9 protein-coding genes are annotated in these 13,518 nt (G+C 69.5%); 7 read left to right on the forward strand and 2 right to left on the reverse strand.

Annotated features, from left to right (window positions below; translation table 11 throughout):
* Positions 1 to 41 precede the first annotated feature (41 nt).
* Complete coding sequence (gene arfB / locus ABE487_RS10950; protein ID WP_346442031.1) at positions 42 to 452, forward strand: alternative ribosome rescue aminoacyl-tRNA hydrolase ArfB; 411 nt, start codon at positions 42 to 44, stop codon at positions 450 to 452.
* Between the two features lie 34 nt (positions 453 to 486).
* Entirely contained in the window at positions 487 to 1,095 is a 609-nt protein-coding gene (locus tag ABE487_RS10955; RefSeq protein ID WP_346442030.1) for a lysophospholipid acyltransferase family protein, read from the forward strand.
* A gap of 144 nt (positions 1,096 to 1,239) precedes the next feature.
* On the opposite strand, the gene ABE487_RS10960 is transcribed toward ABE487_RS10955, so the two are convergent.
* Positions 1,240 to 3,978, reverse strand: a complete 2,739-nt coding sequence (locus tag ABE487_RS10960; RefSeq protein ID WP_346442029.1) for a winged helix-turn-helix domain-containing protein — start codon at positions 3,976 to 3,978, stop codon at positions 1,240 to 1,242.
* A gap of 298 nt (positions 3,979 to 4,276) precedes the next feature.
* On the opposite strand from ABE487_RS10960, the gene ABE487_RS10965 reads away from it, so the two are divergent.
* Positions 4,277 to 8,410, forward strand: coding sequence for an autotransporter domain-containing protein (locus tag ABE487_RS10965; protein ID WP_346452896.1), 4,134 nt, complete (start codon positions 4,277 to 4,279; stop codon positions 8,408 to 8,410).
* A 485-nt stretch (positions 8,411 to 8,895) separates the two neighbouring features.
* Here ABE487_RS10965 and ABE487_RS10970 read toward each other — a convergent pair whose 3' ends face one another.
* Positions 8,896 to 9,207 carry a hypothetical protein gene (locus ABE487_RS10970; RefSeq protein ID WP_346452392.1) on the reverse strand — a complete coding sequence of 104 codons (312 nt, stop codon included), beginning with the start codon at positions 9,205 to 9,207 and terminating at the stop codon, positions 8,896 to 8,898.
* Positions 9,208 to 9,386: 179 nt separating this feature from the next.
* Between ABE487_RS10970 and dcp the strand changes: the two genes are divergently transcribed.
* The 4 genes from dcp (at position 9,387) to ABE487_RS10990 (ending at position 13,283) form a co-directional block, all read left to right on the forward strand.
* Positions 9,387 to 11,540, forward strand: coding sequence for a peptidyl-dipeptidase Dcp (dcp, locus tag ABE487_RS10975; RefSeq protein WP_346452391.1), 2,154 nt, complete (start codon positions 9,387 to 9,389; stop codon positions 11,538 to 11,540).
* A gap of 134 nt (positions 11,541 to 11,674) precedes the next feature.
* The gene (locus tag ABE487_RS10980) at positions 11,675 to 11,962 is read left to right on the forward strand and encodes a putative quinol monooxygenase (RefSeq protein ID WP_346442024.1); all 288 of its coding nucleotides are present in this window, start codon (positions 11,675 to 11,677) and stop codon (positions 11,960 to 11,962) included.
* Positions 11,963 to 12,083: 121 nt separating this feature from the next.
* Complete coding sequence (locus ABE487_RS10985) at positions 12,084 to 12,434, forward strand: VOC family protein (protein WP_346442023.1); 351 nt, start codon at positions 12,084 to 12,086, stop codon at positions 12,432 to 12,434.
* A 348-nt stretch (positions 12,435 to 12,782) separates the two neighbouring features.
* Positions 12,783 to 13,283 carry a hypothetical protein gene (locus ABE487_RS10990; RefSeq protein WP_346452390.1) on the forward strand — a complete coding sequence of 167 codons (501 nt, stop codon included), beginning with the start codon at positions 12,783 to 12,785 and terminating at the stop codon, positions 13,281 to 13,283.
* The last annotated feature ends 235 nt before the right edge of the window (positions 13,284 to 13,518 follow it).

A 13,518-nucleotide genomic window follows, 5' to 3' on the forward strand; every position in this document is an offset into this window, starting at 1 on the left:
GCGAGCCCGCGTCGACACCCACCCTCTTACAATCGCTGACGATGTCCACGCCGCCCGCCATTCCCGAGTCCGAACTCGTCGAACGCTTCGTGCGCGCGAGCGGGCCGGGCGGGCAGAACGTCAACAAGGTCGCCACCGCGGTCGAACTGCGCTTCGACATCGCCGGCTCGCCGTCGCTGCCCGACGCCGTGCGCGCCCGCCTGCTGGCGCGCCGCGACCGCCGCGTCACGGACGCCGGCGTGCTGGTCATCAGCGCCCAGCGCTTCCGCACCCAGGACCGCAACCGTGAAGACGCGCGCGCGCGGCTGGCCGCCTTCGTCGCCGCGGGTTACGAGGTGCCCAAGCCGCGCGTCGCCACCCGCCCCACGCGCGGTGCCAAGGAACGACGACTGGGCGCGAAACGCGAACGCAGTACCATCAAGCGCGGTCGCGCCGGGCGTGACTGGGATTGACGCCCGCCGGAGCGGGCCTTCGCGCCGAGGACGCATGAGCACATCGAAGTACCCGTTTCTGATCCCCGTCCCACCGCTCGCGCCGCGGGTCAAACCCAGCCGGCTCGCGCGCTGGATCGGGCGCAGCATCCTGCGCCTGGGCGGCTGGCGCATGGTCGGCGAGCTGCCCAACCTGCCGCGGCTGGTGCTCATCGGTGCCCCGCACTCGTCGAACTGGGACGGCGTCTGGGGCTTCGCGGCCAAGGCCGCGCTGGGCCTGGATATCCGCGTGCTCGGCAAGGACTCGCTGTTCCGTGTGCCTGTGCTGGGTTGGGCGATGCGCGGCCTGGGCGTGATCCCGGTCGATCGCAGCCGCGCCTCGCGCGTGGTCGAACAGGCCGCCGCGGCGATCCACGGCGGCGCCCCGTTCTGGTATGGCTTGGCGCCCGAAGGCACGCGCAAGCGCGTGGAGCGCTGGAAGACCGGCTTCTGGAAGATCGCCAAGGCCGCCAATGTGCCGATCCAGACCCTGTACTTCCACTATCCCGACAAGGTCATCGGCTTCGGCCCGCTGATCGAGCCCGGCGACGACCTCGACGCCGACATGGCCAGGATCCGTGCCTGGTACGCCCCGTGGATGGGCAAGAACCGCGGCACGGTGTGACCCGGTCGGCCGTCGGCGGCCATGCTGTCTGCAAGGATGCGCGGATCGACGCGCTGTTGGAGGCATCCCGACAGCGCGTCCTGGGGCGTGGCGCAGAGCTTTGGCATCACCCCGCCGCCAAGGGTCCCGCCGGCCGGGTGTGGTTCAGCGCGCGTGCAATGCGGTCTCGACCAGCGCGACCAGCGCCGGCTCGACGTCCGGCTGCTGGCGCAGGCTCGCCAGCGTGGCCTCAAGGGCCGGGCGCGCTTGGGCATCGTGGTGATGCTGGTGGCGCAGTACGCCGCGCAGGGCGTCCAGCCGGAGCGGCCACGCGGGACTGGCGGCGGCAGCGTTGAGCTGGGCCGCGTCCAGGGTCGCCAGGGTGGCCTCGTTCTGTTCCCAGTGTCCGAGCGCGCCGGTCGTGGCCGCGTACCAGAAGCCGACCAGCTGGGTCTGCGGATTGGCCGAGGACTGCAGCTGGACCAACTGCCGGTAGGCCGCTTCGAGCTTGGGAGCGGCCTCGTCCGGCTGGCCGGCCAGAAACAGGACCTGTCCCCAGACGCCCAGCGTGGTGGCGGCAAAGATGCTGTCCTCGCCGAGCTTGGCGCGAATCCCTTCGTAGAGCGTGCGGGCGTGGGCCAGCGCCTGCGGCCAGCGCTGCCTGTGCTGGTCGATTTCCAGCAGGCTGTTGACCAGCATCATGTTGCGCATGCTGCCGGCGCCGGTCATCGCGACCACGGTCTGCTGCGCGTCGAGCAGCATGCGTTCGGCCTCCTCGTAGCGGCCGAGCTTGATCTCGGCGCCGGCCATGACCTGGCGGGTGACGGCAATGGCCAGTGCATTGGGTGCATCACGTGCTTGCAGGTCCTCGAGCATGGTCTGGGCCAGTTGGCGCCCGTCCTCGGCGCGGCCGACCTGGGTATAGACCTGCACCAGGTCCAAGCGCAGCGAGTCGTGCATCGGCAGGTCGTCGGCGTGCAACTGCGCGAGCAGGCGCAACGCGGTCTCGTACTCGGGCACGGCGCGGGTGAACTCGCCGGCGTTGGTGAAGTAGGTGCTCCGGGCCAGCGCGAGCTGGTACGCGCGCTCGGGATCGGGCGCGGCGGCGTATTGCTGCTCGAGCAGGTCGAGCGCGCGCCGCGCGGCCTCGAACTCCGAGGTCCGGGTCATGACCCGGATCAGCGTGGAGCGCGCCTTGAACGTCTCCAGGCTGTCGGCGCCGGTCTGGGCCTCGAACAACTCGAGCGCGCGGGCGAACTCCTGGCGGGCCTCGGGCAGCAGCTCCACGCTGTTGAACAGCGTCGCCAGCGAGGCGTGCACGGTCGCGGCGATCAAGGGGCGCGCGCCGAACCGCGGGTCCACCCGGTCACGGGCGGCCAGCAGGACGTCGCGGATGTTGGCGTTGTGGCCGTTGGCGGTGATCAGCGGATTGGCGCGTCCGATCACGTCCTCGGTCACGAAGGTATTGAGCGCGTTGGCGCGCGCCAGTTCGGTCTCGGCGATCTGTTGCGCGTGGCGGGCCTCGCGGTGAAACCAGAGCGAGGCCGACAGACCGGTGACCAGCAGGACGAAGGCGGCGATCAGATAGGGACGCTGCGCGCGGGTGCGGGCGAGCACGGCGGCGGTCTGCAGCGCGTGCTCGCGGTCCTGCCGGGCCCGCTCGGCCTCCTCGCGCCGCTGCCCGAGCCGACGCAGGCGCCGTGCCAACTCCGGGGCCGAGGCCAGCCGGCGTTCGGGGTTGCCGTGGGTGGCCAGGGTGATGTCCTCGCGCAGCAGGGCATCGTCGATGTCGTGCTCCCAGCCCGAGGCCATCGGCCGGCTCAGATCGCCCTGCAGCAGTTGGTAGAGGATCAGCCCCAGTGCGTAGACGTCGCTGCGCACGGTCTGCGGCTGCCCGGCGACCACTTCAGGCGCCAGGTACAGCGGCGTGCCCGAATCGGGGCCGTTCTTGAGCAGGCCGGTCGCGGTGAGGTCGTGGCGGGTGATGCCCATCGCATCGAGCCGGCCCGGTTCCAGCAGGCTACCGCTGCCGAAATCGGTCAGGCAGACGCGCCAGCCGTCGCCGGCCGCAGCGACGAGCACATTGGCTGGCTTGATGTCCTTGTGCAGCACGCCGATCTGGTGCGCCGCGGCGACTGCGTCGGCGATTTGCAGGAACAGCGCCAGCCGCGCCGGCGTCGGCAGTTCGGCCAGATGGGTCGTGGACCACTCGGACAGGTTGGTGCCGCAGTAGGCGTATTCGAGGAAGAACGGCGGCGCCTCGAAATGCCAGTCGATCAGTCGCGCGAACGGCGCCTCCGACGGTCCCTGGTGGCCGCGGGCCAGCAACCGCGCGAGCGTGGCCTCGCGCTTGAGGCTGCGCAGGCGCCCGCCGCTGCTGGCGTACTTGTAGACCCGGTGCTCGCCGGTCCGGGCGTGCTCGCCCAGCCACACTTCGCTATGCGACGAACTGCCGAGCAGCCGCCGCAGCACGAAACGCGGCCGCAGCGGCACCGGATCGGACTCGCGTAGCGCCAGGTGCGCCGGCGCGCGCGCACGCACGACGACGCGCTCGGTCAGGCCGGTCAGGCGATAGCCGAGCCGAGGCTGGGTGGTCAGCACCCCCGCGTTGGCCGGCCCCAGCGCCTTGCGCAGCTTGGTGATGGCGTTGGGCAGGACCTTGTCGACGGTGATCCGTCCCGCCCAGACCTCCTTGAACAGTTCTTCCTTGGTGACGACCTCCCCGGCATGCCGCAGCAGGTAGGCCAGCACCTCCAACGCGCGCCGCTCGACCGCGACCGGGGCGTCGTCGACGCAGAGTTCGAACGTGGATTCGTCGAACGTCGCCGTGCCGAACCGGTAACGGAAGTCGAGGCCTTCGTCGTCGTTGGCGAGCGGTTCGTCGGTCTGGTCGATGGTGGTCAAGGTGGAGTCCGATGGCGGTGCGACGCGCTTTTGGCGCCGGTTCGCGGCCGATCACGATACCAGTCCGCCGCCTCGAAACGGGCCGTTACCTATCCGTTACCGGAAAGTACCCCCGATGCCGGACCGGCCTGCCTATGGTGGCGCCCGGCGCGCAAGTCCCTGTGGACGGCGCCGCTCCCCCGCATCCCGTCGGCGGTCGGACCGGCCGCCGCGGCGCCCTTGCAGGCATGCGCGACGGCCCCCGCCGTCGTCGACGCCTTCTCCCCTTTTCGCTTCAAATCCGAAGGATCTCAACGCCGTGAACAGAGTTTTCCGCTTGGTCTTCAATCGCCGCCTCGGCCTGGTGCAGGTCGCCTCCGAACTGGCCGCCGGCAGCGCCGCGGGCGCCTGTGCCAGCGCGCTGCCGGCGGTCGGCCGGCACCCGCTGGCGGCTGCCGTTCTGGCCGTGCTGGGTATGGCCGCCGCCAGCGGGGCAGCGGCGCAGGCGGTCAACGTCGACGAGCAGCTGACGATCGACGAGGCGCGGCGCTATACCACCGGACTGAATGTCGGCAACGCGGGCACCGGCACGCTGCGCATCGTCGGTAACGGCGCGGTCGTGGTGGATGGCAGCCACCTGCAACTGGGCGTGGGCGCCGGTGCCGACGGCACGATCGTCGTCGAGGGTGCGCAGGCGAGCCTGACCGTCGGCGACGACGACCGGGTGCGGATCGGCGTCGCCGGCAAGGGCCGTCTCGACGTCCTGTCGGGGGCCACGTTCACCGCGCGTGACCGGGTTTCGCTGGGCGTGGATGCCGGTTCGGAAGGACGCATGGACGTCCTGGGCGCCGGCTCCAGCGCGACCGCCCAACTGTTGCAGATCGGATTCGCGGGCACCGGCACACTGAATGTCGCCGATGGCGCGCAGGTCACCGCGACCCGCGGCGGCAATGGGGCTGGCATTTCGCTGGGCACCTCCGCGGGCGGCGTGGGCAGTGCCACGGTCACCGGTGCCGGCTCGGCGCTGCGCGCCACCGGCGGCGACCTGTACGTCGGCGGCGAGGGCCAGGGCACGCTGCGCCTTGCCGACGGCGGCCAGGCCTGGGCCAACAACATCGCCATCGGCCTGCGCCAGGGCGTCGCTGGTCGCGTCGAGCTGGAAGGCCCGGACACGCGCCTGGCCACCAATGGCGCAAACGGCAACATCACCATTGGCTACGAAGGCAGCGGCATTGTCAGCGCCCGTGAGGGCGCGCGCATCGCCGCCAATTCGGTCGTGATCGGGTCGCGCCGCGACAGCAGCGGCACGCTGCTGCTGAGCGGCGCCGGTACCGCACTCGAGGCCGGCAGCGTGGTCGTCGCGCAGAATGCCGACGGCACGCTGACCGTCGAAGACGGGGCGCGGGTGGTTGCCGATTCGCTGCGCGCCGAGGCCCAGGATTCGCTCGGCATCGGCGACTTCGACCAGACCGGCCGGGTGATCGTCCGCGGCGCGGGCTCGACGCTCCAAGCGGGCGAGCTGGTCGTGTCCAACCACCTGCGGGTCGAGGACGGGGCCAGCATCGCGTCGACGACCGCCAAGGTCCGCGACAGCTTCGCCAAGCAGGAAGAGACCGCGACGCTGACCGGCGCCGGGACCAAGTGGACCAACACCGGCGAACTGGACGTCACCACCAACCTGCAGATCGTCGACGGGGCGGTGCTGGAGACCGGCACCATGCTGATCTCCGGTGGTGGCGACGGCGTCTCGTTCGTCCCGGCCCTCAAGCACGAACAGGTGCGCGTGGACGGCGCCGGCTCGCGCCTGCAGGCCACCGACGGCATCGCCATCGGCAACTCGGTGTTCGACGCCTACGGCGTGCTGACCGTCTCGCGCGGCGGCCAGGTCGGCGGCGGCACCGGCGGCATCACGCTCAAGTCGCTTGGCTATCTGGTGTTCGGCGGCGGCATGGCCTCGTGGGCCACGCAACCCGCCGGTCCGGCGCTGGAGGCCGCCATGGCGGCCGGCGGGATCGACACCGACGACGTGATCACCATGCAGTCGGGTGCTGGCGGCCTGCTGTTCAACCACACCGGCGAGCTGGCACTGTCCAATGCCGTCGTGAGCGCGCCCAACAGCGGCGCGAATGGCCATGCGCATACCGCCGGCGCGATCACCCAGGCGGCCGGCACCACGCGCCTGACCGGCGATCTGAGCCGGTTTGGTGGTGACGTGGTCGTGACCGGCGGCAAGCTGATCCTCGATGCCGACCTCTACGCCAAGCCGGCTGAGCCGGCCTTCAGCGGGCGCCTGGCCGACCAGCAGTACCGGGTCACCGGCGGCACGCTGGTCCTCAACGGCACCGCCGGCTTCCTGCAGGAGTTCAACACCGGTGTCTCGGCGCCCGTGATGAAGCGCACGGCCACCGCGAGCGTCACCTCCGGTGGCGTGCTGGCCGGGACCGGCACGATCGGCGACGTGAGCCTGAGCCGGGGCGGGCGGATCGCCCCCGGCGACGGCACCGTGGGCACGCTGACCATCGACGGCGACCTGCGGCTGGGCGCTGGCTCGGCCGGCGACGAGAAGGTGTTCTACGACGTGGACATCCTGGGCAACGGCAGCAGCGACCTGCTGGTGGTCAGCGGCGAGGCCAGCATCGGCGCCCACGACGGCTTCGACGGCGGCCCTGCGGGCGTCGTGGTCACCGCGCTCGACCCGGCGACCAGCTACCAGAATGGGCAGAGCTACACCATCCTGACGGCGGCCAAGGGCGTGAAGGGCACGTTCGCCGACGCCGTCAGCGCGTCCGCGTTCCTCGACGTGGCCCTGTCCTACACCGGCACCTCGGTCGACCTGAAGATCGGTCTGCTGGGCGGCGGTGGCAACGATGACGTGACCGTCGGCAACGGCGAAACCTACACCGGCACCGGCACGATCGGGGCCCTCGAGGTCCTCGGCGGCGGCACCCTGTCGATCGGTGGCGCCGGCGCGCTGGGCGGCCTGACGTCCAGCGGCGATGTGCGGTTCGCAGCCGATTCGATCTTCGCAGTGGACATCGCCGGCAACGGCGGCAGCGACACGCTGACCGCCACCGGCAAGGCCACCCTCGGCGGCGGTCGCGTGCAGGTCACCGCACTGGACCCGCAGACCAGCTACACGACCGGCCAGACCTACGCCATCGTGCAGGCCCAGGGCGGCGTCGCCGGCACCTTCGCCAGCGTGGCCAGCCAGTCCGCGTTCCTGGACACCCATTTGACCTACGAACCCGACCGGGTCGTGCTGGGCATCGCGCTGAAGGATGTGGGACCGCCCACGACGCCCGAGCCGCCCACAACGCCGGAGCCGCCCACGACCCCAGAGCCGCCGACAACGCCGAAGCCGCCGGCGGTCTTCCAGACCGTCGCGCAGACAGGCAACCAGTACCGCACCGCGCTGGCGCTCAACACCCTTCCGCAGTCCGGTGACGCGCTGGCGTTGTACAACACCCTGCTGCTGTTCGATGCGAACACCGCGCGCACTGCATTCGACCACCTGGCCGGCGAACTGCATGCCGATGTTCGCGGCACGCTGCTCGAAGACCGCTTCCTGCGTGATGGCATCGGCCAGCGCTTCCATGGCCAGGCCGCCGCCACCCGGACCGATGCCACCGTGGCCTGGGTCGCCGGCAGCGGCATGCAGGGGCGGATGGACACCGACGGCAACGCGGCCGGCACTCGGACCAGCCGCCAGGGCCTGATGGCCGGTGCCGATCGGCGCCTGGGCGAGCACTGGGTGGTCGGGCTGGCACTGGGCAACGAGGACATCACCACCCGCGTCCGTGCGCGCGGATCGCAGGCGGACACCGACGCCACCCAGTACGGCCTCTATGCCGGCGCGCGCTGGGATGCGTTGTGGCTGCACGGCGGCGCGACCCGCGCCGACTATCGCGTGGAGACATCGCGTCGCGTCGTCGCTGGCAACACGCTGGCGCAGGAGGTGGGGTCGCGCTACGACGCCAAGGCGACCACCGCCTTCCTGCAGGCCGGATGGGAGTTCCCGTTCGACCGGTTCACGCTGACGCCGACGTTGGCGGTCGCGCACACGCGGCTGGAGACCGATGCCGCGTCCGAACGTGGCGGCAGCGCGGCGCTGCACGTCGATGCCAGCAAGGATCGCTACACCGTCGCCACCGCCGGCGTCCGCGCGACGTGGGACATCAGCGGCGGGCAGCGCGACCAAGCCACCCTGTTCGGTGGCCTGGCCTGGGAGCACGCGAGCGGCGACCTGACGCGCGACAGCCGTCATCGGTTCGTTGCTGGCGGCGATGCCTTCATGGTGCAGGGCGCGCCGATGGCGGCCAACGCCGCGGTCGCCGACCTCGGCATCGCCTTGAGCACGTCTGAGCGCAGTCGCTTGTCGATCGCCGCGCAAGGCCGCAGGGGCGACGGCGCCCGCGACTTCGGCGCCCAGCTCAACTGGCGCTGGCACTTCTGACCGCAACCCGGCACGCGACCCGCTCGACGGGCGCGTGCCGGACGCGGTGACCCCAAGCCAGGTGCGTCGGACCGACGGCGTACCGTGGCAGATCGACCGCCGCACGCGCATGTGCGGCCATGCGCCCGCTCCCCACGGGAGCGGGGCCAGGGCGAACGCCGTCGCGTGGCGGCCATCCGGTGGCGGCCTTCGTCCGCCTTGCGGGCCCCCTCCCCCGACAGACTGTTCGCGCCGTATCTGAGCTGGCGTCCGTGGTCGCTGCGCGGGTGGCGTCCCTCTGGCGGCCAAGGCACGGGCCAAGCGCGGCAACATGCCGGTCAGATCGAAGCGTCGTTTGAATGAATCGGCACGCCTGCGCATGCAGGTCGCGTGCGCTTTGGTTGGGGCACGTGGACATGCACCGCCATGGCCTGCAATCGCAGACGCCCCAGAGCCGGGGCGGCAGCAGGTGACGCCATGCTTGGCCTGGCCCGCCAGATCGCCGGTCACTCCCCTTCCGGCCAGGGCGGCACCGCCTTGCGCTCTCCCGGCGCCAGACCACCGATATGCGCCAGTACCGCCGCGTGTTCGGGCGTGCCCGACCGGTAGCGGATTTCGGCCTCGCCGTGCGCCGCGCCGCCATCGAGCGCCGCGCGCAGTTGCAACACCAGCGTGCCGTCGGCGAGCATGACCGCCGTCCCGATCGGCGCAGCCTCCGCAACCGGCGCCGGATCCGGCGCCACCGGCGTCGCCGGCCCGCCCGGTTCGGCAGCGGCCCACACAGCCAGCGCCGCCGCGAACGCGAAAATGCACGACATCGTGGGCACTCCGAGCGACAAGGACGCGTGCAGGGTGCCCCACCCGGCGACCGCCCGCCTGAATCGGCAAACCAACGGCACATTTCCAAGCTCTACCATTGAGCGCACCCTGCGCAGTTGGCGGGCCGCGTGCCGCGACCGACGCCGTTACCGCGCTGTCCCCTAACGGAGTTCCCTCCATGTTGCATAAGCTGCTCCTGTCTTCCGCGATCGCGCTGGTGCTTACCGCCTGCGGCGACCGCCCTGCTGCCGAGTCCACGATGCCCGCTACCGATGCCTCCGCCGCGGCCGCGCCGGCCGACAACCCGCTGTTCGTCGCCAGCACGCTGCCGTTCCAGGCCCCGCCCTTCGACAAGCTCAAGGACGCCGATTACCAGCCGGCAATCGAAGAGGGCATGAAGCAGCACCTGGCCGAGATCCGCAAGATCGCCGACAACACCGAGGCGCCCACCTTCGAGAACACCATCGAAGCGATGGAGCGCAGCGGCGAACTGCTGACCCGCGCCGCCAACGTGTTCTTCATGCTTACCGGCGCCAACACCAACGACACCCTGCAGGCGGCCGAAGAGGCGCTGGCGCCCAAGCTCGCCGAGCACAGCGATGCGATCTACCTCGACCCTGCGCTGTTCGCCCGGGTCAAGACCCTGTACGACCAGCGCGACACGCTGGGCCTCACGCCCGAACAGGCGACCGTGCTCGCGCACACGCACGACAACTTCGTGCGCGCCGGTGCGTTGCTCAATGACGCCGACAAGGCCGAGCTGCGCAAGCTCAACGCCGAGTCGTCCACCCTGTCGACCGCGTTCGGCAACAAGCTGCTGGCCGCCAGCAACGCCGGTGGCGTGTTCGTCACCGACGTGGCCGAACTCGACGGCCTCGACGCCGGCGCGATCGCCGCGGCGGCCGACGCCGCCAAGGCCGCCGGCAAGGAGGGCCAGTGGCTGCTGAGCCTGCAGAACACCACCCAGCAACCGGTGCTGGCCTCGCTGAAGAACCGGAGCTTGCGCGAGCGCGTGCTCGCCGCCTCCACCGGCCGCGCCGAGAAGGGCGACGCCAACGACACCCGCGCCACCATCCAGCGTCTGGCCGAACTGCGTGCGCGCCAGGCCCAGCTGCTCGGCTACCCGAACTACGCGGCCTACAGCATTGCCGATCAGATGGCGAAGACCCCGGAAGCGGCGCTCAAGCTGCTGACCGACACCGTGCCGGCCGCCACCGCACGTGCGCGCGCCGAGCTGGCGAAGATCCAGGGCGTGGTCGACGCACAGAACGGTGGCTTCACCGCCGGCGCGGCCGACTGGGACTTCTATGCCGAGCAGGTCCGCAAGGCTGAGTTCGACCTCGACGAAGCGCAGATCAAGCCCTACTTCGAGCTCGACCGCGTGCTCAACGACGGTGTGTTCTTCGCTGCCAACCAGCTCTACGGCATCACCGCCAAGGAGCGCAAGGACATCCCGGTCTACCACCCCGACGTGCGCGTGTTCGACATCATGGACGCCGACGGCAAGCAGCTCGCGCTGTTCTACCTCGACCCGTTCAAGCGCGACAGCAAGCAGGGCGGCGCGTGGATGGGCAACTTCGTCGAGCAGAACGGCCTGACCGGCGCCATCCCGGTGGTCTACAACGTCGAGAACTTCACCAAGCCCGCCGCCGGCCAGCCCGCGCTGCTGAGCTTCGACGACGTGACCACGCTGTTCCACGAATTCGGCCACGCGCTGCACGGCTTCTTCTCCAACACCAAGTACCCGTCGGTCGCCGGCACCAACACCCCGCGCGACTTCGTCGAGTTCCCCTCGCAGTTCAACGAGCACTGGGCGCTCGACCCGAAGGTGTTCGCCAACTACGCCAAGCACCACGAGACCGGCGAGGCGATGCCGCAGGACTTGGTCGACCGGATCGTCAAGGCGCGTACGTTCAACCAGGGCTACGCGACCACCGAGTACCTCTCGGCCGCGCTGCTCGACCTCGCCTGGCACACGCTGCCGGCCGGCGAGGCCAAGCAGGACGTCGACGCGTTCGAAAAGCAGGCGCTCGAAAAGTACAAGGTCGATCTGGCCGCCGTGCCGCCGCGCTACCGCACCAGCTACTTCAGCCACATCTGGGGCGGCGGCTACGCGGCGGGTTACTACGCCTACTTCGGTGCCGAAGTCCTCGACCACGACGCCTTCCAGTGGTTCGGCGAGAACGGCGGCCTGACCCGCGAGAACGGCCAGACCTTCCGCGACAAGATCCTGTCGATCGGCCACTCGCGAGACCTCGCCACCGCCTATCGCGAGTTCCGCGGCAAGGACCCCAGCGTCGAGCCGCTGCTGGAGCATCGTGGGCTGAAGTGAGCCATGTCGCGCGCTGCGGCGCATGACATGCAGCACCGAGCGGGGCGGCCTTCGGGCCGCCCCGTTGTCGTTTGCTCATGTGCTCTCTCGCGCAGTGGCGCGAGCAAGCACAAGCCAGTACCAGGAGGAACCGCGTGCTGAAAGTGATCGCGCAAGACTTCATCGAGATCGAACATCTCGATGCCGTGGCCCCGCTCTATCGAGAGCTTGTGGAGAAAACCAGGCAAGAGCCGCTGTGCATCTCGTACGATCTATACGTGGATCAAAAGGACCCGGGGCACTTCGTTTTCATCGAGCAATGGCCGGACCGCGCCGCCCTGGACGCGCACTGCAACACTGAGCATTTCCGGCGGCTGGTGCCGTTGATCGACAAGCACCAGCGCGCGCCGGGGACCTATCTGCTCATGGACGCGTTCGGGTAACGCTGCGCAGTGCGGAATAAGGCAGTTGGCGGTCTGCAGCGGGCGCAGCCATACTCCCGTGCACCCTATTTGTGGGGTTGAATCGTGGTTTGGGTAAACAGTCAACTGCGGAGGCAAGCGGATGAAAGTAAAACGCATAGTCGCGGACATCCAGGCCGCCAACCCCTCACAGGCAGCGGCCTTTTACAGCGACGTATTAGGTCTGGAGCTGGCCATGGACCATGGCTGGATCCGAACGTACACCAGCGATGCGAAAATGACGGTCCAAGTCAGCATCGCATCTGAGGGCGGTTCCGGAACCGAGGTGCCCCATCTTTCCGTGGAGGTCGATGACTTGGCAGAGGCGCTGCGCCGAGTCGAAGAAGCGGGAATCTCGGTCGAGTACGGGCCAGCCATCGAGCCGTGGGGCGTGAAGCGGTTCTACGTACGCGACCCAACGGGCAGGCTCATCAACATCCTTCAGCATGTGTAGGCCGGGTGCGACCTAGCAAGTCCTCCTGGCCGATGCCGTTCCGCGGAGCGGCTCATCTCAGGCGTGAGGTGTGATCAGTCGATTGTTCATCCGGGGCATCAGTGGACGATGGGGATGAGGACGCCAACCCAGTCCCAGGAACCCGGATGCATCTCCATCAACATGCCGATTGACGCCGCATGGTCGAGCGCTGCTGGGGCGCCGGGTCCTGCAAGAAGGATTGCGGGCGGCAGAGGCCGCGCAGACCTCCGATGTCAGAGCGTTCGATCGTCGCCTGACACGTGTTCAAGCGTTGTCGCTTCGCGGCGACCCCAGATCACACTGCAACGGCGCATGGAGAGTGCGGTCATGTCCTGGAAGCACCTCGGTTTTGGTGCGGCGGTCTGTTTGTCGATGGCGTTGTCGGCAGTGGGGTGTAGCCCGGCCGCGCCCGAGGCGCAGTCCACGATCCCAGCGGCCGGGGGCGATCCCGCGGTTGCGCTTGTTCAGCGCTTCAAGATGGGCGCGGGACTTGAGTCCATCGCGAACCAAGCGGCGGGGGCCACGACGGCGTTTGCCACACTGGCGCAGCAGCATGGCGCCGCGCAGGCCAAACGATTGGTGGCCGGCGAGATGTCGAAGCTGGTCCCTGCCTATCAAGCGCGGTGGGATCGGAATCTGGCGACGATCTACGCCAAGCACTTCACCGCAGACGAACTTCGTTCCCTCGCGACGCAGGGGACGCGTTCGCCCCACGCCGCCAAGTTTCGCTCCACCCAGGCGACTATCGCGGGCGAAATGCGACAGGTTTCAAGCCCGCTTCTGCAGCAGTTGGTGGCGGAAGCATTGCGCAATGCGCTCGCGCGATAGGCGTTGGGTGCTGATTGCACGGTCCACTCAATTCCAACAACGGATCAGGGCGCAACTTCGTGTGCTGCGCTCGTAGGTATGGTTCCGGCCGGGATGCAGGAGCCACCGCATCGCTCGGCGCGTACGCGGTGTTCGATGTTGTATGGGGACCACTCGCCACCGAAATCGATGCCAACGCAAGTCTCGATCGAACTCTGAAACCGGGGTCAGTGAAACCGGGGTCAGAGTGCAATTT

It is taken from the genome of Luteimonas sp. TWI596, assembly GCF_039674105.1.
In the GTDB taxonomy this organism is placed as follows: domain Bacteria; phylum Pseudomonadota; class Gammaproteobacteria; order Xanthomonadales; family Xanthomonadaceae; genus Luteimonas.

What these genes read in the sequence shown, in the direction of transcription:
- arfB (WP_346442031.1), top strand. Translation starts at nt 42, where the DNA reads ATGTCCACGCCGCCCGCCATTCCCGAGTCCGAACTCGTCGAACGCTTC.
- ABE487_RS10955 (WP_346442030.1), top strand. Translation starts at nt 487, where the DNA reads ATGAGCACATCGAAGTACCCGTTTCTGATCCCCGTCCCACCGCTCGCG.
- ABE487_RS10970 (WP_346452392.1), bottom strand. Translation starts at nt 9,207, where the DNA reads ATGTCGTGCATTTTCGCGTTCGCGGCGGCGCTGGCTGTGTGGGCCGCT.
- dcp (WP_346452391.1), top strand. Translation starts at nt 9,387, where the DNA reads ATGTTGCATAAGCTGCTCCTGTCTTCCGCGATCGCGCTGGTGCTTACC.
- ABE487_RS10985 (WP_346442023.1), top strand. Translation starts at nt 12,084, where the DNA reads ATGAAAGTAAAACGCATAGTCGCGGACATCCAGGCCGCCAACCCCTCA.
- ABE487_RS10990 (WP_346452390.1), top strand. Translation starts at nt 12,783, where the DNA reads ATGTCCTGGAAGCACCTCGGTTTTGGTGCGGCGGTCTGTTTGTCGATG.